The organism is Spirochaetota bacterium, from assembly GCA_038043445.1.
GTDB lineage: Bacteria > Spirochaetota > Brachyspiria > Brachyspirales > JACRPF01 > JBBTBY01.
This window is the reverse complement of sequence record JBBTBY010000031.1, coordinates 1-25,387: the sequence shown is the minus strand read 5'-3', so window position 1 is coordinate 25,387 and position 25,387 is coordinate 1. Positions and strand designations below refer to the sequence as shown.

21 protein-coding genes are annotated in these 25,387 nt (G+C 53.2%); 9 read left to right on the top strand and 12 right to left on the bottom strand.

Annotated features, from left to right (window positions below; all coding sequences use genetic code 11):
* Window positions 1–74: 74 nt before the first annotated feature.
* Genes AABZ39_05230 through AABZ39_05220 form a run of 3 tightly spaced genes read left to right on the top strand, consistent with a single transcriptional unit; the run spans window position 75 to window position 5,409 of the window.
* Window positions 75–3,686 carry a DUF2723 domain-containing protein gene (locus AABZ39_05230; protein MEK6794157.1) on the top strand — a complete coding sequence of 1,204 codons (3,612 nt, stop codon included), beginning with the start codon at window positions 75–77 and terminating at the stop codon, window positions 3,684–3,686.
* A gap of 1 nt (window position 3,687) precedes the next feature.
* Window positions 3,688–3,936, top strand: coding sequence for an exodeoxyribonuclease VII small subunit (gene xseB / locus AABZ39_05225; protein ID MEK6794156.1), 249 nt, complete (start codon window positions 3,688–3,690; stop codon window positions 3,934–3,936).
* 15 nt (window positions 3,937–3,951) lie between these two features.
* Window positions 3,952–5,409 (top strand): HDIG domain-containing metalloprotein, encoded by a 1,458-nt coding sequence (locus AABZ39_05220; protein MEK6794155.1) that lies wholly within the window; start codon window positions 3,952–3,954, stop codon window positions 5,407–5,409.
* Between the two features lie 3 nt (window positions 5,410–5,412).
* On the opposite strand, the gene AABZ39_05215 is transcribed toward AABZ39_05220, so the two are convergent.
* The 3 genes from AABZ39_05215 to AABZ39_05205 are packed head-to-tail and all read right to left on the bottom strand — an operon-like array spanning window position 5,413 to window position 8,382.
* Window positions 5,413–5,832, bottom strand: coding sequence for a hypothetical protein (locus tag AABZ39_05215; protein ID MEK6794154.1), 420 nt, complete (start codon window positions 5,830–5,832; stop codon window positions 5,413–5,415).
* Between the two features lie 11 nt (window positions 5,833–5,843).
* A complete protein-coding gene (locus tag AABZ39_05210) occupies window positions 5,844–6,977 on the bottom strand; it encodes a 4-phosphoerythronate dehydrogenase (protein MEK6794153.1) in 1,134 nt (377 codons plus the stop codon).
* A gap of 1 nt (window position 6,978) precedes the next feature.
* Window positions 6,979–8,382: a family 20 glycosylhydrolase gene (locus tag AABZ39_05205; protein ID MEK6794152.1), complete on the bottom strand. Its 1,404-nt coding sequence runs from the start codon at window positions 8,380–8,382 to the stop codon at window positions 6,979–6,981.
* Window positions 8,383–8,503: 121 nt separating this feature from the next.
* Between AABZ39_05205 and AABZ39_05200 the strand changes: the two genes are divergently transcribed.
* Window positions 8,504–9,340: a hypothetical protein gene (locus AABZ39_05200; protein MEK6794151.1), complete on the top strand. Its 837-nt coding sequence runs from the start codon at window positions 8,504–8,506 to the stop codon at window positions 9,338–9,340.
* Entirely contained in the window at window positions 9,321–10,481 is a 1,161-nt protein-coding gene (locus AABZ39_05195; GenBank protein MEK6794150.1) for a cation diffusion facilitator family transporter, read from the top strand. Before AABZ39_05200 ends, AABZ39_05195 begins: the two co-directional genes overlap by 20 nt.
* A gap of 3 nt (window positions 10,482–10,484) precedes the next feature.
* Here AABZ39_05195 and AABZ39_05190 read toward each other — a convergent pair whose 3' ends face one another.
* The 5 genes from AABZ39_05190 to AABZ39_05170 are packed head-to-tail and all read right to left on the bottom strand — an operon-like array spanning window position 10,485 to window position 16,059.
* Window positions 10,485–11,528: a LacI family DNA-binding transcriptional regulator gene (locus AABZ39_05190; GenBank protein ID MEK6794149.1), complete on the bottom strand. Its 1,044-nt coding sequence runs from the start codon at window positions 11,526–11,528 to the stop codon at window positions 10,485–10,487.
* Between the two features lies 1 nt (window position 11,529).
* Window positions 11,530–12,453 (bottom strand): amidohydrolase family protein, encoded by a 924-nt coding sequence (locus tag AABZ39_05185; GenBank protein MEK6794148.1) that lies wholly within the window; start codon window positions 12,451–12,453, stop codon window positions 11,530–11,532.
* Window positions 12,453–13,466 (bottom strand): zinc-binding alcohol dehydrogenase family protein, encoded by a 1,014-nt coding sequence (locus AABZ39_05180; protein MEK6794147.1) that lies wholly within the window; start codon window positions 13,464–13,466, stop codon window positions 12,453–12,455. The genes AABZ39_05185 and AABZ39_05180 overlap by 1 nt, the downstream gene beginning before the upstream one ends.
* A gap of 39 nt (window positions 13,467–13,505) precedes the next feature.
* Entirely contained in the window at window positions 13,506–14,543 is a 1,038-nt protein-coding gene (locus AABZ39_05175) for an aldo/keto reductase (protein MEK6794146.1), read from the bottom strand.
* A gap of 31 nt (window positions 14,544–14,574) precedes the next feature.
* Window positions 14,575–16,059, bottom strand: a complete 1,485-nt coding sequence (locus AABZ39_05170; GenBank protein MEK6794145.1) for an alpha-L-fucosidase — start codon at window positions 16,057–16,059, stop codon at window positions 14,575–14,577.
* A gap of 165 nt (window positions 16,060–16,224) precedes the next feature.
* Here AABZ39_05170 and AABZ39_05165 point away from each other — a divergent pair, with 165 nt between their 5' ends.
* From AABZ39_05165 to larA, 4 genes are all read left to right on the top strand, one after another.
* Complete coding sequence (locus AABZ39_05165; protein ID MEK6794144.1) at window positions 16,225–17,202, top strand: hypothetical protein; 978 nt, start codon at window positions 16,225–16,227, stop codon at window positions 17,200–17,202.
* 354 nt (window positions 17,203–17,556) lie between these two features.
* On the top strand, window positions 17,557–18,927 hold the full coding sequence (locus tag AABZ39_05160; protein ID MEK6794143.1) for an FAD-linked oxidase C-terminal domain-containing protein: 1,371 nt from the start codon (window positions 17,557–17,559) through the stop codon (window positions 18,925–18,927).
* An 8-nt stretch (window positions 18,928–18,935) separates the two neighbouring features.
* Window positions 18,936–20,231, top strand: coding sequence for a (Fe-S)-binding protein (locus AABZ39_05155; GenBank protein MEK6794142.1), 1,296 nt, complete (start codon window positions 18,936–18,938; stop codon window positions 20,229–20,231).
* A gap of 58 nt (window positions 20,232–20,289) precedes the next feature.
* The gene (gene larA / locus AABZ39_05150; protein ID MEK6794141.1) at window positions 20,290–21,564 is read left to right on the top strand and encodes a nickel-dependent lactate racemase; all 1,275 of its coding nucleotides are present in this window, start codon (window positions 20,290–20,292) and stop codon (window positions 21,562–21,564) included.
* A 1,207-nt stretch (window positions 21,565–22,771) separates the two neighbouring features.
* On the opposite strand, the gene AABZ39_05145 is transcribed toward larA, so the two are convergent.
* From AABZ39_05145 to AABZ39_05130, 4 genes are all read right to left on the bottom strand, one after another.
* A complete protein-coding gene (locus AABZ39_05145) occupies window positions 22,772–23,230 on the bottom strand; it encodes a hypothetical protein (GenBank protein ID MEK6794140.1) in 459 nt (152 codons plus the stop codon).
* Window positions 23,231–23,279: 49 nt separating this feature from the next.
* Complete coding sequence (locus AABZ39_05140) at window positions 23,280–23,816, bottom strand: hypothetical protein (GenBank protein ID MEK6794139.1); 537 nt, start codon at window positions 23,814–23,816, stop codon at window positions 23,280–23,282.
* Between the two features lie 77 nt (window positions 23,817–23,893).
* Window positions 23,894–24,415, bottom strand: coding sequence for a TPM domain-containing protein (locus AABZ39_05135; GenBank protein ID MEK6794138.1), 522 nt, complete (start codon window positions 24,413–24,415; stop codon window positions 23,894–23,896).
* Window positions 24,416–24,521: 106 nt separating this feature from the next.
* A complete protein-coding gene (locus tag AABZ39_05130; protein ID MEK6794137.1) occupies window positions 24,522–24,821 on the bottom strand; it encodes a hypothetical protein in 300 nt (99 codons plus the stop codon).
* Window positions 24,822–25,387 lie beyond the last annotated feature (566 nt).

The window sequence follows — 25,387 nt, the reverse complement described above, 5'->3', positions numbered from 1 at the left end:
GGGTTTACCTTGTCTTTTTTCAGCCCCGCGGATATAATGGCCAGCGCATCAAATACGCATTGAAAGGACTATCGATGGACGACAAGCTTACGCCGGTTGAAACTGCATATATCAAGGACAACCGTAAGGACAGGACGCCGGAAGAGATAGCGGCGAAACTCGGCAGGGATGTGGAACTGGTCCGCAAGGCCATTGCCGGCTTCGAAACGCGGCCCGCGAAAGCGGCGGCAGCGGTCGATATTTTCGATCCATCGAAGAAGATAATCCCGCATGCCATCACCCCCCTCGACTGGATACTCGCCGGGGCGGCAGCGTTCATCTGTCTCGTGCTCTATATCTATACTCTGACACCGTCGCTCCCTGCGGGCGACAGCGGCGAGCTTTCGACGGCATCGTACTTCCTCGGTATCGGCCATGCGCCGGGGTATCCGCTCTTCACCTGTCTTGCGAAGATATTCACGTATCTTCCGTTCGGGAACGTCGCCTGGCGTACGAATTTCTTCTCCATGTTCATGTCGGTCGTCACCGTGTTCATCATGTATTTCATCCTGGTAAAGCTTCTCGGTCAGAACCGCGTGTCAAAAGGGTTCAACGTCCGCGTACATGTGCCGGCGCTGCTCGGCGCCATCGCTTTTACGCTCACGTATAATCTCTGGTCGCAGTCGATGCAGTCGGAAGTGTATACGCTCAACATCATCCAGGTGGCGGTACTTACGCTCATCTTCATATCCTGGTATGAGGATGTGTTCAATCATCGCGATACGCTTACGCCGTATTTCGGCGGGCGCTATCTCATGGCGTTCGCATTCCAGTTCGGCGTTGCGTTCGGGAACCACAACATCATACTCCCGTTCGGGTTCGCCCCGCTGCTGTTCATCGCTGTCGTCCTTTTTACCGCGAATATGCGTTTCGTGCGCGAGCTCAAGTCCGTCGTCATTCCGCTCATCTCCATCGGTATCTTCTTCTTCGCGCTCCTCATCGCGGGCTTCGGGTATCTGCGCTTCATCATGTCGTTCGAATCGAACCTCTTTTTCGCGCCGATGCAGAACCCGCAGGATATCTATACCGCGCTTGCAAGCTTCCCGCAGGTGATATTCCATCCCTTCGCCAATCCCGGCATCATCAGTGATATCATGGCGACACTCGGGGATAAATCCTATCTCTATGACGGCAATAAGCGCGGGCTCCTGTCCGACCCGAACTATCCGAACCTCTATAAAGGTATATTCATCGTCTTCTGGCCGATATTCATCGCATTGATCTGGTACGCGGTCTATAAGTTCTTCCTGAAAAAACGCGTCGCCGGTATGGAATTCGATTTCATCAGCGATATAACCGTGCAGTACTATCAGATGCTGTTCCTGTTCATGCTCGGTGCGTTCTTCTATCTCTACATGCCGATACGCGCACGCGGCGAGCCGCCGCTCAACTGGGGCCAGCTCAATGAAGCGTCGGGTTGGGAGAATTTCTCCTATCTCTTCAACATGATACACCGCAAACAGTACGGCCGCATGGGGGCGGATATTTCTCCGTGGGGGAATTCGCCGCTCCTTATCGTTCATCCGGGGCAGCTGAAGATGCTGTTCAACATCTTCACCATGCAGCTCACGTGGATCGCGTATCTCCTCGTCATCCCGGGGATCGCGATGCTCTACAAGCGCAACAAGATGTTCTTCTCGTACACGCTTTTCGGGTTCATATCGTTCGTCATACCGCTCACGATATACATCAATCCGCCCGCGGACAGCCGCACGGAATTCTTCTTCCAGGTGTTCTTCCTGCCCGCGGTGCTCTATTTCATCATCTGGGTGGCGTTCGGCATGCAGTTCGTGATCGAGTTCGCGAACAAGGGGATAAAGAGGTTCCTTGCGCCGGAGTCATCGGCGGACATCGCCCAGCCGGCCGAAGAGCATGTGCTGCCATGGCATGCGCGGATATCGATGCCGCAGCGCATCGCAACCGGTTCCATCGTGCTCTTTCTCGGTGTCGCCGGGGGGATCAACTTCAATCTGAACAACAATCATAACTGCTGGGCTGACAGTGATTATATCCAGAACATCATGATGTCGCTCGAGCCCAATGCCATTATCGCCACCGAGGGCGGCGATAATCAGGTGTTCGGCCTCGCGTATTTCACCATGGTGGAACGCCGCCGTCCCGATATCAAGGTCTATGACCAGAAGGGCAATGTGTTCGAGCGCATCTACGGCAATTTAATGAAGGTGTATCCGACATGGCTGCAGAACATACAGGATACCGTCGACCGGCAGTTCATCGAGACGGGCCGTCCGTACTATATGCTCTGGCAGCGCCCCGGGCTTGAGCGCCTCGGCGACTACTACTTCAGGCAGTACGGTATCGTCTTCAAGGTCCAGCCGATACGCTACTATCTCGTCGACAAGCTCGCGGTGGTCGGCACGATGAGCATCGCCGAATACCAGAAGGACGCCTCGGACATATTGAAACGAAGTTATGACGGTGCGAAGATCGCCCGCGATATCGCCATGCTCGTGAACGAAGGATGCATCGCCGACCTCGGCGGCGCGGTACAGTTCCGCAAGATGTACAAACAGCCCCTTTCCGGGCTTCTGAACGAAGAGTCGTATTGGGACCGCTATCTCGGCACCGGCATCGGCACGAACAAGGTGCTCGACCGCGGTTCCGATAACGAGAAAGTGAACTGGGACTACCTCACGCGCGAGATACTCATCAACTATGTCTCGCAGCGAATCGATGTCTGCGACCGCCGCATCAACGAGCTTCGTATACGCACGGAGCGTGAACGCGGCAATGCCGCCGCTGTCGCAAAATACAATGAAGAGATAGCAGCGCAGGAGAAATATCGCGAGTCGCTCTATGAAAAGGGCAAAGTATACGGCAAGGGTATGGTGAGCTCGTATTTCACCTTTGCGGTGAAGTATGCCAACCGCGGGAGACTTCCCGAGGCGAAGAAGATGTACGAAGAGGCGCTCGCTGTCGACCCCGGGCTCTATCAGGCGGCGATGAACCTCGGTTCCATATACGAGCAGGAGAGCACGTATCCGGGTGCGAAAGAGGTGGAGCTCCTCAAGAAGGCGAAGGATCATTATCAGCGCGCGGAAAAACGCATCAAGCGCAATTCGGCCGGGAATGCGGCTGCGCTCGAGCAGAACATGGACTATCAGCGCGTGCGCTATGCGATCACGAAGGTGAATTCATGCATCGAACTGCCGTCGGCACAGCTTGCCGAGATACGGAATCAGGCCGAAAAGAACGGCGATGTGAATGCGTATCTGAGGCTCATCGGCATCTATCTGCAGCGCATCGACCTGGGCAATGCGGTATGGGCGTCGCAGAGAGCGCTCGCGTCGGGTAAGCTCGATGCGAACATGTACGGGCAGGTGGAGATGCAGCTCGGCAATATCTACATGAACGAGCGCCGGTTCGACATGGCGGAGGTGATATTCCGCCGTTACCTGAAGGACCCGGGTATCAACGGCGTGATAAGCAAATTCATGCTCGCCCGCGTGAGCGATATGAAGCAGGATGTAGCCGGGTCATACCGCTGGTACAACGAATTCCTCGCAGCGGCGATGCCCTTCCAGAACGATCAGACGATACGCGGTCTTATCAATTTCGCTTCGCAGATGAAGGCGAACATCGATGCGCATATGCGCCGCGGCGGTGCCGGCATACAGGCGAACTGATATGGCCGAGAAGCGGATAAAATTCGAGGAGGCGTTCAAGGAGCTTGAGGGCATTGTCGCCAAGCTCGAGAATGAAGAGCCCGACCTCGATAAGTCGTTCACCCTTTTTGAGAAGGGAACAAAACTTGCCAAGGTCTGCTCCGAACAGCTTGCCGGGTATGAGCGTCAGGTAAAGATGCTCAAGTCGGGCAAGGGCGGCGAGAAAGCGATGCGGCTTGAGCTTTTTGAACAAGCGAATGACGGCGAATAGGCGGTACGTGCGCACATGAACGGCGAGGAGAAGGTGAACGAGCGCGAGTACGATACCATTTCGCTCGATGAGGTGATCGCCCATCACTCGGAACTTCTCGCCTGCTCCATTCCGGTGTTCCGACGCAAGAAGGACGGATCGCTCGCCGAGGTGCCCATCGTCAATCTGGACCTTCTGCTCGGAAAGAACAGGAAATATGTGGCGTCGCTTACGCTCTTTACGCGCGGCGACTGGCGCGATGCGATACGGACGTTCCGCACAGAACGCTTCAGCGTTCCGCCCTCCGAGGTCGTGCGCGAGACCGTACCGGATACTGCTGCGGACATTGAGCTCACGAGCCGGACAGAACAGATCGTCAAGGCGGATAATGATGAGCGCGAGGATATGCTCGCCGAAAGCGCTGAACGGCTTTCTGAGATAGCAGCAAAGCCGGCGGAAGCGGTGACCGAGCGCGATGCGGGGGAAGTGCTCACCGCGAGCACGGATGCGCAGCTCATATCGAAGACGTCGCTCATCGAATCGATGTCGCAGCTCGGTTTGAACGATAAGAACGATGAAGCGGTACGCCGCGAGATGCGCGGCATCGCCAAGCTTACCCGCTCGCTCGTCAATTCCATTACGCAGGTGGTCGGCCAGAACGAGGAGATGCGGCAGGTGTTCCTCAGGTTCAAGCCCTACGCCGAGGGGAATACGATCTACCATACGGACAGGGTGTTCATCAATTTCATCCAATTCCTGTTCTATTACAACGAGTGCATGAACAAGGGGCTTGTCACCAAGCTGCGGCTCCGTTTCCAGAACTATTATCAGCCCTACTACCGGCGTCTTCTTACGAATCGTGAGGAGGTGCGCTCGCTCGAGCAGGTCTTCGAACGCGGCATGTCGCGCGTCGACGGGCGCGATTTTCTTACGCTCGCCGTCGGCGCGCTCCTGCATGACATCGGGAAGATAGAGAACCTCGATTATTTCGAGGGAGAGGAAAGCCGCGATTACGCCCGTATCAAACGGCATGTGTACAATGGATATAATCTTATCGTGCGCACCGCGACCTATCCCAAGGAAGTGGCGCTCATGGCGGCGCTCCATCATGAATATTCCGGTCATTCTTCCGGCTACGGCGTGCTGCACGATGCCTACGAAGTGCGCAGCGAATTCGAGGATATGAGCCAGAAGCATCAGTTCGCGGTGTCCTATCACTGCGATTCCGTGGAGAATTTCAACGCTATCGGTTATTTCCCGGTGAAAGCGCTCGAGGTGCTCGACGTGTTCGACGCGCTCACCGACCCCGCGCGCCGTTATCGGAGCCGCGCCTATTCACCCTATGAGGCGCTTGAGCTGATCAAGCGGGACTTCGTCGAGCGCGAACAGAAGATAGACCCCATACTTTTCGATCTCTTCGTCGATTTCCTTGCGCATTCCGAGAACGAGGATTTTTCCGAGGTGAAGGTGATCGGCTCCTTCCTCAGGGAGTAGCGTTCACCCTTTCAATTCCTTTCGCATCTGCATCGCTATCGCCCGTGCTTTCAGGATGATGTCGCTCGTTTCCACGCGGAAGCGAAGCGCAAGATCGATGATGATATCGACCTCGAGCTTTTCCGCGCCTTCCGTTTCCTTGCTTCCCCCCGCGACAATAAGTCCCCAGGCGAGTATGCGCACGCGCTCTTCGATGGAAAGATGCCGTGCCGCAAGGACGGCGAGATCGTCAATGATACGCGGGTCCCTGCCGGCGAGGAAATCCCATTTTGCCCGTGCTTTTTCCTCTGCAGCGCCCGATATTTTCTCCATGGGTATGAGCGCGGTCGCGATGATGTTCTTCTCTTTATCCGTCACCCCGTTCATATGCGCGATATACCAGACGACAGCGAGCATGGCCTCATCTTTCGTGAAAACATCCATACTGTTCCCCCTTAGACTATGAATCCGAGCGTCCTGAGCGATGCGTGTGCATCCGTGTTCGCGGTGACACGTGTGTGCATGAATTCGCGCCGCACGCGGTACTCTTTCCTGAGGCGGTCGAACCCCTTGGCGACATCGCTTTCCGAAGTAAGTACGCCGCGCAGCGCCTTGTCGTCGGCACGGATATCGTAAAGCGCGCGTACCGCCTCCCAGAGCGTACGCTCCGCATCGAGTGACGGATCGACGGTCACCGACGGCGTGTCCGTTCTCGGCAGAGACGCGCGGAAGTCCCATGACGGGGCGATGCCGAAATGAGCGCAGATGGAGGCATAGTTCATCGCGGTGCCGTTCACTTTCCCGTCATACGAATAGCCGGCGATATGCGGCGTACTATAGGTGATGCCCTCGACATCGGCGGGGGTTATATTCGGTTCGGTATCGAACACGTCGAGCACCGCATGACGGACGTGACCGCTCTTGATCGCGTTCCTGAGCGCGGCCTGTTCCGTCACTTTCCCGCGCGATGAATTGATGAAGAGCGTGCATCGCTTCATGCGCTGAAAGAACGATGCGTTCGCAAGCCGGTACGTGGGATGCGCACCGCCCTTCTCAAGGGGCGTATGTATCGTGATGATATCGCACTCGAGCGCTTCATCGATGGGGCGGTATTTCGCGTCGCCGGTACTTTCCGCGAGCGGGGGGTCGTTCAATACGGGTATGAGCCCAAGCGCCGACGCTTTTTTCGCCACGATGCTCCCGACATTCCCGACGCCGATGATGCCGATGCTCCTGCCGCGCCACGAAATGCCGCTCAGCGCACCTACGGCGAGTATGGCGCTCGTGATGTATTCACTCACGGAATTCGCGTTGCTCCCCGGGGCTGAGGCAAAACCGATACCGGCGCGGTCAAGGTAGCCGCGGTCGATATGATCGTAGCCTATCGTCGCGGTGGTGACATATTTCACGGCCGTGCCGGCAAGGAGCGCTTCGTTCACTTTCGTGACCGAACGGACCGCGAGTGCATCCGCATGCAGGAGCATATCGCGTGTGACAGCCCTTCCTTTCGCAAGCGTCACGGTGCCGATGGACGAGAACGCCTCCCCGGCGAAGGGGATATTCTCGTCGGCAACGATATTGAGCGGCATGCTATTTTCCCGTCCCGGCGGAAAGCGCTTCGATGAGCGTGAGGACGAATTGATCCTCATGCCCCGGGAATTTCGGCTTGCGTTTCTGCGGATCGTCGGCGAAGCGGGTATTGTCCCAGTCCAGAGAAAGGTCCTTCATCGTCGAGCGCAGGAGTTCGTTATAAGCGCTGCGTTCGACGGTATCGGTCGCGCCCTGAAAAACGGTGTGTCCGCTCACGAGATAGGCGCATGTCGCTGCGAGGAGCATCGCTTCATAGATGCGTTCGTTCTTCTGCGGCCGGTACCAGGTGGAAAGATCGAGCACTTCTTTGGCGAGGGTGTGGACGGTCTTCATTTCGGCTATGACGGATGCGTCCGGTTTTTTTCCGGTTATCGCACGCGCGGCACGATGGTCTATCGTCAGCATCGGATAATGGGAAAGTATCGAGGCGATAGGACCTTTGCAGTCCGAGCTGAACACGTTCTCCGCGAACGCTTCGTTGAACTTCGCGCGGCTCACTTTCCCCCGCGACCGCACCGCAAATGCGCTGAACGCTATGCCGTACCAGAGCGCATCCTGCAGATAGCGGAACGGGCACCATATCGTCGTGAGCACGCCCATGCCTTTGTGCTTTGCGTTGAAGCCGATCATTTTTTCGGTGTTCTCAAGCGCGATAGCTGCCGGGAGAAAGCGGTATTCCCAGCAGGCGATGGACGGTGCGACGACGATCTTCCTGAAGCCGGCCCTGGAAAGTCCGGCGTAGACATCGTCCTTCACTGTGCGATGGTAGCGCCAATCGATGAGTATGACGTCCTTCCTGAGCTTTGCGGCGATAGCGGCGCTTTTTGTCGGGTGATCGGCCCACATCATCGGTGTCCTGTCCGCGTCCTTCACCATGCCGATGACGGCGTTGACATACGATGTCCATACATCGGCCTCATCACTTTTATTCTTCTTACAGTATTCGGCGAGGTTCACTTCATCGCAGCCGATATGGATGTACTCGCTCGAAAAAACTTTCTTCACTGCACGGATAAGCTTCTTCATGATATCGCGGCTTTCCGCGGAGACGGGATCGATGGCATTGAACGTCAGTTCCTTCGTTCTTTTGCCCGCGTACAGATGCGCATACTTCTTCGTGTCGGTGAGATACCGCGTGTGGCCGAACGTCTCGAGCTCGGGGATGATATCGATGCCGTTCTTTTTCGCATGGGCGATGAGCTTTTTCATCTCGAGCGCGGTGAACGCGTTCTTTGCCGCGATGTGTTCGAAGCCGGGCAGCGCGATCGAGCAGCCGGTGTCGTCGGTGAAATGGAAGAGGAGCGTGTTCATCCCCCACGATGCCATGAAATCCACGAGCCGGTAGTAGTACTCGTGCCGTTCGATGATGCGCGCGCAGTCGATCATGATGCCGTTGAACTTCATGTGCCGTCCTTGATGGATGTGACGGTATTATACCGGAAAAGTCCGGAAAGTACAGATTATTGCATTTTTTCCCATTGTGATTATACTACAGGGAGCGCTTGGGGAACCAAGCGAGGCCCGTATGACAAAAACCGAAACATATCAGCACGACATCTATACGAACCGCATGCAGATAGTCGAGAACCTGCTCAAGAACAACCCGCAGAACTCGCAGGGGCTGAAGAATTTTCCCCAGATGATACAGGGAGCGAAAAAGGGCATCCTTACGCCGGTGGAGAAGGAAGCGTACAAGGCGGCGTTCGCGAATTACAAGAACATCCTCAATGCGCTCTTCGCCCAGGCCGTATCCGACATGTATTTCAAGCGCTCGCGGCTCGATCTTTCGAACGTGTTCCGTTTCATCATGGGCGGCAGCATCAATTCCGGGAAATTCGTCGATCACGTCACCAATCACTGTTTCTCCAATCTGCTCTCGACGGTCACCATCGGCGGTATTCAGCGGCCGAATTTTTCCTATGACAAGACGATAACCGAGCAGTCGATACTCTCCGAGAACAATTTCAATCATGTGATGGTAAAGCGTTCGGAAGATGAATACATGCAGAACCGTACGCCGCCGCATCTCCTGTACCTCCTTCTCGGCTTCATCTTCAACACGTCGGTCATGGAAGAGGAGCATTCGAAGTACTTCAACGACAAGGATGCCGATGCAAAGAAATATTTCGTGTTCGTCGATATGTTCGACGACCGCACCAATATCATGACGATAGCTCTTGATCGCAGTTCGGTATATGCGGACGTGTTCTTCCGCCTTTATCTTGATGAACTCATCGAAAAGCTGCGCACCACGATCAACAAGATGGGCGGCGACGACGTGAAGGTCAAGGACCGCAACCGCATGACGCTCTATGACCCGAGCGACCGAAAGGCGAAGAAAGATGATTCGGTTCATCCTTAAGCGGCTCATACCGGGATATACACGAACAGGCGATGCCGATGTACGCCTGCGGTATCTCTATGTGCATCATGTGTCGCTCATCGGCTTCGGCATCATGCTCGGGGTGATCCGTTTCGTTACGGGTATCGTTGCGAATTCGGCTGCGCTCGTCGCCGATGGGGTGCACGCCTGGGCGTCCGTGGTGCCGCCGTCCGTACAGTTCTTTTCCCCGCATACGCGGCTCGTCGGTGCCCATGAGACGTTCAAGACCGAACGAGTGCGGCGTGTAGTGCTCTTCAGCATCGCGTTCGTCCTTATCATCACCGGGGTCGAATTCGGCAAGGCGTCGCTCGAACGCATACTGACGCCGCAGCCGGTAGCGGCGAACATCGTCGCCATTGCGGTCATCGCCGCGGTCGTCTGCGTCAATCTCTGGCTTTCGTTCTTCGCGGCATCATTGGGCTCGGTGCTCGGTACGCAGAGCGCCCGGACGGCCACGCTCAACGCGCGCCGTGATACGGTGATAACCGCCATCGTGCTCGTGGGCTTTCTCCTTCGGCTTTTCGGCGTACAGTCGATCATCGACGGCGTCATGGGGCTCATACTCTCGGGTGTGATCATCTATAACGGTTTTGACATCGCCAAGGAATCGATATTCTCCATGCGCGGCGAATCGCCGGATGGTGCGTTCCTCGATGCGATACGCAGCGCCGCCCAGGGCGTCCCGGGCATTCTCGGCATACATTCGATAGCCGTGCATACGTACGGGAAGAAGAGTATCGTTTCCTTCGATGCCGATATCGACGACTCCATGTCGTTCACGGCGGCGACGAGCACGTGCGATGCGGCAGAGTCGCTGCTTGAGAAAAAGCTGTCGGTCAGGGCGATAATCCGTCCGCGCCCGGTGTCGACCGCGGCGGGCGATGTCGCTCACCTCAGGGAGGATGTGGAGCGTGTTACGCGGCATATGAGCGAGGTGTCCGCAGTGACGCGCGTACGCATCGAAGGCGATGCCGAAAGCGGTGTCTTCCATTGCGCACTGACGCTGGACAGGTCCACTATTCCCGAACGTGCCGATGAGATCCGCACGCGTATCGAGCGCGAGATGCTCGGGAAACATCCGAAGCTTCGCGTGGTCATTGAAACGGCAGATCGCCGCTGAGCGCTACGTCGCGCCGTTCACGAATCGGGCCGGTATTTCCATGACCGGTACAAAGGCTTCCCCGCGGACCTTCGCCGCTATCATATCCACCGCTTTTTCGCCCATGTCGCGCCATCGCTGATCGATGGTCGTTATCGGGAAATGCGATGTCGCTTTGTCGATGAAATTTCCGTAGCCGAGCACGGCGACTCCCTTGCCGGGGAGCAGCCCTGCTTCGGTGAGCGCCCCGCACACGCCGATGGCTTCGTAATCGTTCGCGCAGAAAACGGCGTGAGGGCGGGCGTTCTTCAGATAGCGCTTGGCTTCATGGTACGCCGAATAGGCATCGAAATCGGTAGCGCGATAATCGATATCGGCAATGGAGAGACGTTCTGCTGCTTCCCGAATGCCCTTCAGCTTCAGCTGTGCATTGTACTGATTCTCTCTTCCCGTGAGCACAAGGATGCGCTTTGCCGAACGCTTTTTCACAAGATACTCGAGCCCCATCGCCGCCGATCGCTCATAATCGTTGACAACGGCGGCGGCACCCGGGAGCATCCACTCCACGGTCACGAACGGCGATGAAATCGCGGTATCCCTGCAGCGCTCCCTGACATCGTTGAACGCTTCCTGTATGAAAATGACGCTGGACCCTTCACGTTTCGCGTCGGAAAGAAGGCGCATCGTCTCACGCCCCCAGGCAAGCTTATCGGTATCAAGGTCATGGAGACGGAGCGTAAGACCCGCTTTCGCAGCGGCGGCGTGCGCGCCCTGCAGGAAGAGGAGATACAGCGTGAGATGCTCCGACGGGAGGAATATCTCCACGATGCTTGAACGCTTCTTCTTATCCGCGATGAAATATCCGGCGCCGTGCCGCGAGAAGAGGACGCCCTCCTGCTTGAGTTCCGTGTATGCGCGCTGTACGGTAACTGCCGAGAGCCCGGTCACACGCATCATGTGGCGCACCGAAGGCACGGCTTGTCCGGGGGCGACGATGCCGCGCCTGGCCATGTCTTTGATGCGGTCTTTTACGAGCATGTACGGGTGTTTTTCTCTACGTGAGGCCATGTCAATCCTCAAGGATGCTCTTTACTGCGGGTGTCTCCGGCGGGGCGAATCGATAGAATCGGGAAGCATTGCCTCCGAGGAATGAACATGATTCCAATTCGTTAAAGCCGCTCTTGAGGATGAAATCGAATGACATGCGATAGGTTATCGCCGTCATAGTCCGCGGATAGTCCGAGCCCCACATGATCTTGCCGATGCCGACCAGGTCTGCGGCTTCGCGTATAGCGCGTACCGCACCTCTGAAGGGATAGGCTTCTTTGTGGAAGAGCCAGGTTATCCCGCCCGATTCTACCACGACGTTCTCATGGCGTGCGAGGCGTATCTGCGAAAGCCATCCGTCTCGCGTTACCATGCCGAAATGGCCGATGGCGATCCTCAACTTCGGGAATTCGCGTATTATTTCCTCCATTTCCGGGACCTGCGTATCCCCGTCGGCGAGATCGATGGAAAGGAATATATCGTTCTTTTCCATTAATTTTAAAGCACGCATCATCTCATCCGAAGTAAGCAGGACGCGAGGAGATAACGATGCAAGGCGCTGTGCGGGGATCTTTATCCCGTCGAAACCCGCTTTGATGAGCCGTCCCACCGTTGAAAGATATCCGGGGCGGCGGAATTCCGCCATTCCGCAGACGCGCAGGCGCGCGGGGTATTTTCGGCGAACGGAGCGAAGATAATCGTTCTGTATCCCGTCGATGTATTCCTGCGTGATGACAGCCCCGGCAACTCCCGCGGCATCCATCGCTGCAAGGAATCGCTCGGCGGTATTTTTTCCGTCGTGCATGAGCGCGGGCATCATCTGGCGAATGCCGCCGGGGAATGTCGTTCTCCCGCCGCCGATGTGGCGTATCCTCGTACCGTCGATCAAGCCGTCGATGCGTTCCCAAAGATGCGCATGTGCGTCGATGACAGGACAGGCGGCCATCATTCGAATGACACCAGCACTTTTGCCGTACTCCCATCGTTGTTCCTGAGGCGTTCGAACGCCGAAACGGCGTCGGAGAACGGATACACATCGGTGATCAATCGGTCGATCACGGTGCGGCCGGATGCCACCGCGTCGATGAGGGGAGGGAAGTCGTTGAGACTGTTGCGCGAGCCGAACACGGAAAGTTCCTTTTTGAGAAGTATCGAATGATTGAACGTCGTTTCGCGTTTGCCGTTGCCGATGAGAATGAGCGTGCCGGAAAACGCTGCCGCATCGATGGCGGCGAGGAATGTTTCCGGTAAGCCCGCTGCTTCTACGCATACGTCCATGCCCGCGCCATCGGTAAGCGCGGCGACGCGTTCCTTAAGGACATCGTTCTTCGTATTGATGACGCCGTCGGCGCCGAGCGAACGTGCCATCGAAAGGCGATCGTCGAAGACATCGGCGGCATGGACGCGCGCGCCGATACGCTTTGCCGCGATGACGGCGAACATCCCTATCGGTCCGGTGCCGATGACGAGCACATTGTCGTTCGCCCGTACGCCTCCGCGCGAAATGGCATGCGCGCTTATCGAGAACGGTTCTATGAGCGAGAGCGTCTTCGGCGAAAGGCTTTTGCCGTCGATAATGTGGTCGACGGGCATGACGATATATTCGGCGAAACAGCCGTCGCGCTGAACGCCCATCGTCTCGTTCTTCTCGCAGCAGTTCTTTCTGCCGGTACGGCAGGGATGGCATGCGCCGCAATTAAAATAGGGAACAGCGGTGACGATCATCCCTTCGGTAAGACCGCGGTCGTTCGTTCCGATCGCTTCGATGCGTGCCGAGAATTCATGCCCCGGTATGCGCGGATAGCTCGCGAACGGCTGATTGCCGGTATAGGTCTGCACATCGGATCCGCATATACCGCAGTAGAGTATCTTGAGCAGCGCCTCGCCGCTCTTCGGCTTTGGCGCCGGTATATCGACGATGGCTATCGTCCCCGGTCCGGTGATATGTACTGCTTTCATCGATGCCCCCTTGTACGGCACATCATTGCTCGTTCGAAATTATTCCACATAGGGATAGTCCCTGTCGATAAGGCGTTCTTCTTTCATTGACTTCCAGAAGCCGTCGGGAATGCTTGCGGTGGCGAGCGATACGTTCTCGGCGACGCGTTTGGGATTCCCCGTATTGAGCGCGATCGATGCGATCCCGGGAGCCGACATGGCGAATTGCACGCATGCTGCTGCGGGCGTTACGCCGAAACGGGTGCAGATGGTATTGAACTTTTCCCGCCATGAGAAGAGTGCCGCGTCGTTCGGGTCGTTCGGCGAAAGCACGCGATAGTCGAAATATTTCCCGCCGGTGAGAAAGCCCGCATGGAATACCGCGGAGTTTATCATGCCGATGCCGCGCGCGTGAAGGCCGGCGATGAAGGCGATGAGCTCTTTCGGATGCTCGAGTATCGTGAAGCTCACGGCGAACATCACCCAGTCGAGCGGGACCGCATCGGTAAGCGAGCGTATCACCTTCCAATCCTTGGAGCCGATGCCGACAGCGTTCACTTTGCCTTGCTTTTTCAGCTCGAAGAGAGATCGATATGCGCCGAGTATGTCGTTCCAGCGGCGTTGTTTGTCTTTTTCATCAAGTGCTGCGGCAAGATATTCATCGGGGTCGTGGACGGAGACGAGTGACGGGCGGTAGTTGCCGAGCAATCGACAGCCCTGTTCGTAGCATTGGATGATGCCGTCGGCCGATATGCGCTGTTCCGCGTCGAACATTAATCCTTTCCATGCGCCGGGTTCGAACGTCGGTTCAGCGTTCGTGAGCGGCACGCGATACCATCCGAGCTTATTGCTGATGAGCACGTCATCGGGTGATACGTTCCTTGCGGCGAGTTCGCGCCCCAGCACTTCGAGCGCGAGGCCCGCGCCGTATTTTCCCGCGGAATCGACAGCGGCCGGCGATGGCACGGAGCGAATGTATTCGGATACGAGCGATGATTTTGTCGCGTCGGGAACGATATCGTAGAGATTGCCGAGGCAGCTCGTCCCGAAGACGACGGGCGGGATACGTAAGCCGGTCGATCCGAATTGTCTATGCATGCGACGTCTCCTCCAAGCGATACTTCATCCGTCACGGTTCCACTGTTACTTTGATGCAGGGCGTATGCGGACAGGTCATCTCTTTTGGAAGCTGAACGAACAGGCAATCTTCAAGCTGGCGGAATGTGATCGCCTCGCTGCTCCCGAGTACGGCGACGCTTTTTACTTTTCCTGCGGCGCGGCCGAGACTGCGAATATACGCCCCCCGGTCCTCCGGACATTTCATTTGGAAGGCATACACCGCAGCATCTTTCTGCGTGAACCTGAAATCGGCGCTCGTCCATTCCACCGGCTTTTCCTCGAACGTGGCTTTCTGCACGAATCTCGACGGTCCCTCAGCGGCTTTTTTCCACGGGCGCGTGCCGAATATCCCCTCGCCGTTCACCGAGGTCCACGCGGTTATCCCTTTCAGGATGTGATGACATTCCTCATCGAGCGTACCGTCGGGGCGCTGGGTGAAATTGAGAAGGAGATTGCCGTTCTTGCTCACGATGTCGACGAGGGTCTCTATTATCTGTTTGGCCGATTTATAGGTCTGGCGCACATCATAGAACCACCCGCCGACGCAGGTGTCCGTCTGCCACGGAGATGAGGCGGCTTCGTCCATTTGTCCGCGCTCGATATCGAAGACGCCGGTCGCGGCGAATTTCGGGTCTTTGTTCTTCTGATTGTACACGGCATTGTTCGTGCCGCCGTGCCTCTTCGCGCTCACATTGTACAGATGTGCCACTATGGCAAGCCCCGTTTCGCCGAACGGGAGTTCGCCGTCGGAGTAGAGGAGGTCGGGCTCGAATTGATCAATCATATCCTTCACGCGCAGATACCATCGCTCATGCCAGTACGGATTGTCGGTGTACCATTGCAGTCGTTTGCCTTCTTTGTGGAGCCGTATCCCTTCCTCGATCTCCGCTTTCGTATGCGGGAGATAGAGATCATCGTTCGCACGGTCATTGCCGTCATACGGCGCCCCGGCGAAAGCACCATCGATATCGGCCATTTTATTCGTTATCCACCAGGTATAGGCTGCGCCGAGATGTTCGGTCAATCCGAACGGCAGATCGAATTTTCGCGCCGCATCATGCCAGAGCCGTACGATATCCTTCTTCGGACCCATGGTCGCCGCATTCCATCGATGATGCTTTGAATCCCAATTATCGAAATTGTCGTGATGTGCCGCCTGTGCTACGAAGTATTTCGCTCCCGCGTCCGTATATATCTTCATGAGGCCTTCGGGGTCGAACCGCTCGGCCTTCCAAAGCGGTATCATATCCTTCCATCCGAATTTCGACGGATGACCGCAGGTACGCAGGTGATGATTGTATTGCGGATGACCGGGGGTGTACATGTGCCGCGCGTACCAGTCGCCGAACATGGGCACACTTTGCGGTCCCCAATGGCTCCAGATGCCGAATTTCGCATCGCGGAACCACGCCGGGCATTGGAATGTCCCGAGCGACCCCCAGGCAGGCGTGAAGGGGCCTTTCGCTATCGGGTTCGCGTCGATATATGACGGCATGCGTACTCCTGAAGTAAATTGTACTAGTACAGTAATATCGCGGGGGATGGATGACAACGGCGAAAGTTGACATTTAGGTGGGTTTTATTGACATCCGAGATCGCGAGTTCTATCGAACATGCGTCTGGTATTGCCTCAAGCCGGCTTCCGTGGTATAGTCCATGGATGAATGAACGATCGAACGCGAACGTAAATGCCGTACTTGTCGCCGATAGAACGCTCTATGCAGCTGTGTCGGATCGTATAGTCGCCTATTCCATCGCAGACCCGATACGCCCAAAGCTCACGTGCGAAGCCCATACCCGCGGCGCACCGTATCTGCTCGCCCGCACGAACGGCGCGCTCTTTGTCATGGAGGTATTCCATGAAGGCGAGGAGCTTTCGGTGTTCACGCATGCGGGTGAAACGTTGACCGAATCGGTACGCATCCATGTGGCCGATTTCGTGTCCGGTTTCCCGCGGGATATGCGCGCCGACGGGAACGATCTCATTGTCGCCGATATCTATCGCGGCCTCTACACTATTGATATCAGTAATGCGGAACATCCCCTTTTGCGCGAAGGCGTGATGGTGCCTGGGCTGCAGAGCGTACATCATTCCGGTACGATGCTTTTTGCCGGGAGCGATCACGGCGATGTCATTTCGTTCACCCGCAGCGGCGACGGGTGGAAGCCCGGTGTTTCCCTCTCCGTCGTCGAGGGCTGTGTCGAATCGCTTGCGTTCGAGAACGGCACGCTCTGTGCGGCCTTCGGCCGTTACGGCAGCCACGGGTATACGGGTTTCAGCGGCATAGCGTTCCTCGAATGCGATGCGGCATCGATGCGGGAGCGTTCGCGAATAGAGCTCGATCGCAATGCGATGGGTGTTCATATCAAGGATGGAGTTGCCGCTGTTCTCCTGCAGGAATGGGGCCATGAGTGGTACGACACCGCGAGCGGTGTGCGGATGTATGACATCGCCGACCCCGATACGCCGCTACTTCTCGGTACGTATGAACGGAAGGCAAAATTCGAGCACTGGAACATTGCATGGCCGTATGCGTACGTTGCCGACCGTATGTTCGGGGTCCGCATCATCGATCTGTCCGATCCAAAGTCGCCGCGTGAAGTAGCCGAAGTCCCCGTTCCCGGTCTCTCCGGCTGACGTCAGATCGGCACAGCAGCGCTGACCGACGCGTCGTTGCGTGCGGATATCATTGCAAGAACGTTCTCGCGCTGTGTCGCGGGTGATCCTCAGATACTCACGTAAGAAAAGAAAACCACTGAGGGCACAGAGAACACAAGAGAATGCAATGAAAAGACAGGGAGAATAATGCGCAGCAGGTTTCACCTCTCGGGTGATAAAGTTCAAGTCGTTTTTTGTGCTTTCTCAGTCTTTTCTCGGTGATCTCCGTGGTTCTCTTAATCCTTATGTGAGGATTTGGGTGATCTGTTTCGTTTGATAAAATCGATAATTTCGTTATACTAGTTGCCGAACAAGTATGACAAGGACCCATCGATGAAAGAGACCATTGGCAAGGAACTGAAACGGATATTCGGCGATCGCGCCTTTTTCGACAATGAAACGCTTGCGGTATACAGCTATGATGCCGCGCATACCGAAACGATACCGGAAGCCGTTGTGTTCGCGAAGCATGAGACCGAGATAGCATCGCTCATGAAGCTGGCGAACGAAGAACGCATATCGATAACGCCGCGCGGCGCCGGGAGCGGACTTTCCGGCGGCTCGGTCCCTGTGCAGAAGGGCATCGTCGTCTGCCTCGACAAGATGAAAGCGGTGAAGGATATCGATATCGTGAACCGGCTCATTACGCTCGAGGCGGGTGTGATAACGAGCGAGATAGATGCGCTTACGAACCCCAAAGGGCTGTTCTTTCCGCCGGATCCCGGGAGTGTAGCGTTCTCCACCATCGGCGGCAATGTCGCCGAGAATGCGGGCGGCCTCCGCGGGCTTAAGTACGGCGTTACGAAAGATTACGTGAAAGTGCTCCGTACGATACTTGCTTCCGGTGAGATAGTATCGCTCGGTTCGAAGACGGTGAAGCATGTCGCCGGATACAATGTCGAACAGCTCTTCGTCGGGAGCGAAGGCATGCTCGGCATTTTCAGCGAGATGACGCTTTCGCTTCTGCCGCTGCCCGAGCATCGCGAATCGGCGCTTGCCGTATATAACTCCCTTGATGATGCGGCGCGCACGGTATCGGCGATCATCGAAGCGGGCGTGACGCCGTCGACGCTTGAGATAATGGACCGGTTCACGATCAATGCCATCGAGGATTATAAATCATGCAGACTGCCACGAGATGCGGAAGCGGTGCTTCTCATCGAGACCGACGGCTATCGTGAATCGGCGATGCGGGAAATGGAAAAGGTCGAAACGGTAGCACAAAAGAACAAGGTCGATCGATTCGACCGCGCGAAGGATGCCGCCGAGAGGGAATCGCTTTTTGAAGGGCGTCGCGTTGCCCTTTCTGCGCTCGCACGCATCAAGCCGACGACGGTGCTCGAGGATGCAACGGTCACGCGAAGCCGCGTTCCCGATCTTGTGCGCAAGGTGCAGGAGATAGCGAAGAAATATTCGATCACTGTCGGAACGTTCGGGCATGCCGGCGACGGTAATCTGCATCCAACATTCCTTATCGACAGCAAGGACGCCGATCTTATGAAGCGGACAGAAGCAGCGGTGAAAGAGCTCTTTGCAGCTACGATAGAAATGGGCGGAACGATATCCGGCGAACACGGCATCGGCATTGAAAAGAAACCGTTCCTCAAGGCGCAATTGGGCGACGCGGGTGTGGGCCTTCTCCGCACGATAAAGAAGGCGCTCGATCCGAACAATATCCTCAACCCCGGGAAGATGTTCGAATGAACATGAGAGTGAGCGCACACGATCGCGCCCGTGAGCATCTGCGTATCGCTGCGCATGAATTCGAGCGATGCATGAAATGCGGAAAATGCCGTTCGGTATGCCCTGTTTTCAAGGAATTAGAGAATGAGCTCTTTGTCGCGCGCGGCAAGTTGAAGCTTGCGCGCATGGTGAGCGACGGCGATATGAAAGTGACGAAGCGCGTACGAGAAGCGCTCGATGAATGCCTCATCTGCAAAACATGTACGGCGAATTGTCCGTCCGGCGTGAAGGCCGAAGAGGTGGTGCTTCGCCTCCGCTGGTATGCGACAACACAGACCGGGCTTGGCCTGATACGTGCGCTCATATTCCGCATCGTACTCTGGCGGCGTTGGCCGCTTACGTTGGGTGCGAAAGCCATGGCGATATCGCAGCGAGTTCTTTTCGGTATGGGGCCGAAGAATCCTGTGCGATTCCTTTTCCCGCTTTTCGGCGTTTCGCGCAGGAGGATATTCCCGCAATTCGCATTGCGCACGGTCTTGGGCAAATATCCGGAACGTATCCCTCCGAAGAACGGCAAGCCGAAAATGCGCGTGGGCTATTTCGTCGGCTGTGCGGCGAACTATATCTATACCAATGTCGGCGATTCGATAATATCGGTGCTCACGCATTACGGCTGTGAAGTCGTCATCCCCAAGGCGCAGAAATGCAACGGCACGCCGGTGTTCGCGAACGGCGATTACGACGGCGCGAAGCGTTTTATGGAGCACAATCTAGCGTTGTTCACCGGCTATGACCTCGATGCCATCGTCGTCGGCTGCTCATCCTGCGGGCTTTCATTGAAGACCGAGATAACCAATTTCATCCCGGAGAATACCGTCCGCGATGATTTCCGGAAGAAAGTGTACGATATTCACGAGTTCATTGAGAAGTTCATAAAGATAGATGCGAAAGAACTGTCACCGCTTAATGTTGCCGTGACCTACCATGACCCCTGTCACATGGTGCGCGGGCAGAATATCACGAAGGAGCCGCGGGATATCCTGAAGAAGATACCCGGCGTGAGGTACATCGAGATGAAGGACGCTGCCGTGTGCTGCGGCGGGGCGGGGAGCTATTCGCTCACGCATTATGAGCATGCGCTCGCCATTGACGAGCATAAACGGAAGAACATTGCCGCGGCGAATGCCGATCTTGTCGTGACAGGGTGCCCCATCTGCGTCATGCATATGCAGGATAATATGGCACAGCATCACATGAAAGAGGGGACGGCGTTCGTGATAGAACTGCTTGCAAAGTCGCTGAAGAATAAAGAGAAGAACCCCTAACCCCCCAGCCCCTTTCCCCTCATAGAAGGGAAAGGGGAGCGAATGCACTGAGGAAAAAATGAGAATCAAACTGGCGTATGGAAAAGATGGTCTCGATGTGGATGTACCCGACGCGAACATCGCCAAGGTGCTTCGCATGAAAGCGGCGCGTCCGGTCGCTGATATTGAAACGGCGATAGCGCAGGCGCTGGAGAATCCTATCGGGACAATGCCGCTCAGAAAACTTGCCGCGGGAAAACGCAACGCGGTAGTAGTCATTACCGATGTGACGCGTCCGACGCCGAATCATCTGATACTGCCGCCGATACTGCGGGCCATCGAGGATACGGGCATACTGCGAAAGGATATTACGATACTCATAGCCACCGGCACGCATGAGCCCAATGAAGGCGAAACGCTCCGCGCCATGGTCGGCGATGATGTATATGCACATTATACTATCGTCAATCATCGTTCCGACGACGCGAAGGAAGTGTGCTTTATCGGCACGACGAAGGCGCTTTCACGTGTATCGGTCAATCGTCATTATCTGGATGCCGATCTCAAGATACTCACCGGGCTCATCGAGCCGCATTTCATGGCGGGCTTTTCCGGCGGACGCAAGCTGATATGTCCCGGCATCGTTGCCTCTGAAACCGTGCACTCAATGCATTCGCCGAAATTCCTCGAGGACGCGCGCTCGAAGAACGGCGCCATCCCCGGCAATCCGTTCCATGACGAAATAAGCGAGGTCGCGCGCATGGCGGGCGGTGCGGATCTCATCCTCAACGTCACCATCGATGAGGAAAAGCGCATTACCGGGATATTCGCCGGCGATCTTTTCAAGGCGCATGAAGCGGGTGTCGCTTTCGTGTCATCGCTCTGCATCGACACCATCGACCGCGAAGCGGATGTCGTCGTGACCACGAACTCCGGTTATCCGCTGGACCTGAATTTCTATCAGACCGTGAAAGGCATGGTCTCTGCGCTCGATATCGTGCGCCCCGGCGGCACCATTATCATAGCAAGCCGCTGTGAAAAAGGTGTCGGGAGCATTGCGTTCATCGATCTCCTTGAGGCGTTCACCACACCCGAGGCGTTCATGAAGATGATACTCGCGCCCGGTTTCTTCAAGTCCGAGCAATGGGAAGTAGAAGAGCTCTGCAAGGCCGTCATGAAAGTGCGCGTTATGGTGTACACCGAGGGAATACCGGCTGAGAAATTATCGAGATACGGCGTTACGCCGATAGCGAGCGTAGAGGACGGCATTGCACAATGCCTTAAGGACTATGGGCCGTCGGCGCGTATTGCGGTGATACCGAAGGGGCCGTATGTGGTGGCGAGGGTGGGGTAGGCTGCGCGCGCCGGGGAAATTTGGGCGTTTTTTCTGCACTACGCGGCAGCGTGTGATCGCGAAATCGCTCAGAACATCGTGTTCTTCGCTCGAAATGTCCTCGCGATATCTTTTCATTCCTATTTATTCCTGAAAGTAAATTTTCAATCCTGTCGTGCTTATATACTACATCCGTGTAGGCTCGGACATAATCGTTTCGCAATCACACGCCGCTCGCTTCGTGCAGAAAAACTTTTTTGTGAGTGAAAGACCGAGATATATCTTAACTCGGATGTATCAAGAATATGGAATTGATATTCATGATGTTTTTGTCTGGTATTCATTCCATTTCATAGAATATTCCCGATGCTGATCGTACCGAGATATTCTGATTTTTTGCATATGCTTCGGCGGCGCGGTGCAACAGCTGCTTTTTTGATTCGTTGCGCATCATGCCGTACATTACATTCTCGAGTATGCACGATGCCGGATACATGAGCTGCTTCGTCAATAATACGGGATTTGCACCGTTCTTCCTCAGAACATGTTCAAAATAGTGCATGCTCTTGCAGCATAAAACAATGGCGTTTTTCCTGTTGTTTTGATTCTCAATGGGGATATTCGGCAATGCGAAATCCATTAAGCCATTATGCCCGATATATGCGATATTCCTTGCGCCCCTTCCGACCGGGATGATATATACGACGCCCTTGTTCGTTATACTGAGATATTCATCCCTGTGATTTATTGAAGCTGATAAGAAATCAACGGTAGCGGCGTATATTTCTCTGCCCCGGTACGCATCAGCGATCAGGAAGAAATTCGTATCTAATGATCTATAAACGCATCGCTCATATACTATTGGGCTGACAGCGGTATTCGTATATTTCCTGTTGTATACAAGCTCCCATTTTTTGTTCTTATTGAAATTACCCCTGACCCCTTCAGATAATCCCCAGTATAGATTATTATTCGGGTCATCGCCATTACCGATGTTCTTCGGGACGGGGACTATCCCCTGATATTCATTGTCGCATAATGAAACGAACACATGGAGCGAGATGTTTTCTCTGCTGTAACAAAATACTGATATCAACGCAAATAGGAACAGAGATATCGTTTTCATATAGGTTCTATCCAATTGAAGGGTTGGCGATGAGTTCTCTCTGAATGCGTACGCGCAATACTTTGACTTTTATCATAGACGCTTGTTGGGCGTGTCTTATAATTATTCTTTCGGGTTTGTTGATCTAACATATTTTGCATTAAAAAATACATCTGGATAGTTTAAATGATTTTCATCATATTCTTCTTTTGTTATAAACTTTATATAAAAGGTTGCTTTTGGATTGCTTCCAGAATATTTTGGAGATGTTATTGTATGTTTAATTTGATCACCAATTACAAAATAATTACCGTCATCTATTCTGCCTGTTGCTTTATTTTCAGTAATTGAATATGGGTCAGAACATATTTTAAAATAATTTTCACCTTCTCGTAATGTTAAATCAGCACATCTTCGCATGCAAATGCTTTTCGCTTTTTCTTTTGACATATTATATTGATAACCACGAAAAACTACTTCCCATACTCCATTTATTGTCATCCGTTCATAAAATTCATTTTTGGGAGCAGTTGCGCATGATACACATATTATCAAAAATAATAATGCTTTTATAGTTTTCATTTATTCTCCTTTTTTACATGCCCAACGGAAGGGTGAGCGGCAAATGTACTCATTTGTCGGCTCCACCTTGTTGACCAGTCTTATATTCTCTATTCAATCTGAATAATATTCCAAGTTGAAATTTCAATCTAATCATTTCATAGCTTTCATAGCTATCGAAATGTTTTGCTAACCCGATTTCGATGTAAAATATACTAAGATTTATATTTGCAGTACCACCTACAAAAGGACTAAACGATGTCTTCCCGCCTTTAAAACTTAATAGAGGAGTATATCCACCAATTAGTGAAAATCCTAATAAAACATGCTCACTATTTTGTAATATTCCCATCACATTTATTTGTGCGCCATGTATTTCAATTAAATATAATCCAGATAATTGTACACCGAAATATTTAGTATGATAGCCAATATTTATATTAATTATTGTTGGTGTACCAAATGTTGCCCCAAATAATAAATAATTATCCAGCAGTTTGTAATTTTTACTATTTTCAAAATCTATATTTGATTTGTTACTGTCGTTTGTATATATAGCATGATGACTTGTCAATAAAAGTATAAGAATAAAAAATATTCTATTCATTATTAACATTCTGGCCAACGGAAGGGTCAGCGGCAAGCGTACTCGCTTGTCTGCTGCACCCGTCTGTTGGGCGCATATTATTCATATTTTATTCCTTTTTTATCACCAATCAGTTTTTTATTTCTAATTATTTCATTAGTTATCTCAAATAATGCATTATTGATGCCGTCATAGAACATTTTATTTTTAAATTGTGGTGCTATTTGATAGCGAATGATATTTGCTGCAATATCATCACGTATTATTTTTTCAAGTCCATAACCTACTTCAATTCGTATTGAACGATCATTTAATGAAAATAAAATAAGAAGACCATCATCATATTTTTTTCGGCCAATTCGTAGATTATTTGCAATATTTATAGAATATTCTTCAATAGTCTGATTTGTTGGTAGTTGTTGTATTGTCATTACAACGATTTGTGGACCGTAATCTGAAGAAAATGAACTCAACATTGAATTTAATTGATATATTTCATTGCTATTAAATAATTTAGCTGTATCGTTTACGTGATTAATTGATTTGCTATTAATCTTTGTCATTCCGTATATAACCGTTATAATTGCCGTTATTAATAATAATACTTTTATATTTCTCATTTATTCTCCTTAATTGCGCCAACGGAAGAGTGAGCGGCAAGTGTACTCACTTGTCCGCTCCACTCGCTTGTTATGCCATCTTTTTTCTTTATTAATTTCATTTTATTCACATTGCTTCTCCAGCAAATAATCCGCCGATCATGAATGAATAAACTGTTATTATTATAAATATTATTATTGATATTATTCTTATTGGAATATTTTTTATTCTTATTCCAAATAATATTGTTATTATAATTGTTATAATCGAAATTACGTGAGGAATATAAAATGAGTAGTGAAATATACGAATTAGAGTTGGATATATAATTATTATTCCAATATTTGATATTAATTCGTATACAACCATGAGCAATAATTGATTTCGTAATTTATATTCCTTGAATTTATTTAATATTCTATTCATTTTAATTCTTTCTTAATTGGTGGCATAACTTTTAATATCCAGAAAACATTTAAATGATTCCTGCGATGTTCCATTCTCAGACTATAGGGCGGAATAGGAAAAAAGTCAAAAAGTAACGTGAGCCCGTCGCGAAAAGAGAGAACAAGGGGTCGCGACCCCTTGTTCTCAACGGTTCTGATGATGTTATAATGACCGCACTCCTATCGATGCCAAAGATCGATATTTTCGCAACAGTCTGAACGTCGCAGAGTACCTTTTCTTGCGGCAAACATTATGCCGTATTCAATTTATGGAAGAATATCTCACGCAGATGTCGCAGATGTTCACCGCTTATCTGCGCCCATCAGCGAAATCCGCGTGACATTTTTCTCATTATAATCCGCCACTCGCCATCATGAATACCAACCCCGCCCGCACAGCATGGCGCAAATCGGCATCCTGCCTCGCGCCAGCAGCGCCCTCCATGGCGCACGCGTTGCCGACTCCCCGCACAGTGTTGCCGACTCCCCGCACAGTGTTGCCGACTCCCCGCACAGTGTTGCCGACACCCCGCACAGTGTTGCCGA

Excerpts from the sequence above, each read along its gene's own strand:
- xseB (MEK6794156.1), top strand. The coding sequence starts at position 3,688 with ATGGCCGAGAAGCGGATAAAATTCGAGGAGGCGTTCAAGGAGCTTGAG.
- AABZ39_05210 (MEK6794153.1), bottom strand. The coding sequence starts at position 6,977 with ATGCCGCTCAATATCGTTGCCGACGAGAATATCCCCTTCGCCGGGGAG.
- AABZ39_05145 (MEK6794140.1), bottom strand. The coding sequence starts at position 23,230 with ATGAAAACTATAAAAGCATTATTATTTTTGATAATATGTGTATCATGC.
- AABZ39_05160 (MEK6794143.1), top strand. The coding sequence starts at position 17,557 with ATGAAAGAGACCATTGGCAAGGAACTGAAACGGATATTCGGCGATCGC.
- AABZ39_05185 (MEK6794148.1), bottom strand. The coding sequence starts at position 12,453 with ATGGCCGCCTGTCCTGTCATCGACGCACATGCGCATCTTTGGGAACGC.
- AABZ39_05190 (MEK6794149.1), bottom strand. The coding sequence starts at position 11,528 with ATGGCCTCACGTAGAGAAAAACACCCGTACATGCTCGTAAAAGACCGC.
- AABZ39_05140 (MEK6794139.1), bottom strand. The coding sequence starts at position 23,816 with ATGAATAGAATATTTTTTATTCTTATACTTTTATTGACAAGTCATCAT.
- AABZ39_05170 (MEK6794145.1), bottom strand. The coding sequence starts at position 16,059 with ATGCCGTCATATATCGACGCGAACCCGATAGCGAAAGGCCCCTTCACG.
- AABZ39_05195 (MEK6794150.1), top strand. The coding sequence starts at position 9,321 with ATGATTCGGTTCATCCTTAAGCGGCTCATACCGGGATATACACGAACA.
- AABZ39_05220 (MEK6794155.1), top strand. The coding sequence starts at position 3,952 with ATGAACGGCGAGGAGAAGGTGAACGAGCGCGAGTACGATACCATTTCG.
- AABZ39_05230 (MEK6794157.1), top strand. The coding sequence starts at position 75 with ATGGACGACAAGCTTACGCCGGTTGAAACTGCATATATCAAGGACAAC.
- AABZ39_05175 (MEK6794146.1), bottom strand. The coding sequence starts at position 14,543 with ATGCATAGACAATTCGGATCGACCGGCTTACGTATCCCGCCCGTCGTC.
- AABZ39_05130 (MEK6794137.1), bottom strand. The coding sequence starts at position 24,821 with ATGAATAGAATATTAAATAAATTCAAGGAATATAAATTACGAAATCAA.
- larA (MEK6794141.1), top strand. The coding sequence starts at position 20,290 with ATGAGAATCAAACTGGCGTATGGAAAAGATGGTCTCGATGTGGATGTA.
- AABZ39_05215 (MEK6794154.1), bottom strand. The coding sequence starts at position 5,832 with ATGGATGTTTTCACGAAAGATGAGGCCATGCTCGCTGTCGTCTGGTAT.
- AABZ39_05165 (MEK6794144.1), top strand. The coding sequence starts at position 16,225 with ATGAATGAACGATCGAACGCGAACGTAAATGCCGTACTTGTCGCCGAT.
- AABZ39_05205 (MEK6794152.1), bottom strand. The coding sequence starts at position 8,382 with ATGAAGTTCAACGGCATCATGATCGACTGCGCGCGCATCATCGAACGG.
- AABZ39_05135 (MEK6794138.1), bottom strand. The coding sequence starts at position 24,415 with ATGAGAAATATAAAAGTATTATTATTAATAACGGCAATTATAACGGTT.
- AABZ39_05200 (MEK6794151.1), top strand. The coding sequence starts at position 8,504 with ATGACAAAAACCGAAACATATCAGCACGACATCTATACGAACCGCATG.
- AABZ39_05180 (MEK6794147.1), bottom strand. The coding sequence starts at position 13,466 with ATGAAAGCAGTACATATCACCGGACCGGGGACGATAGCCATCGTCGAT.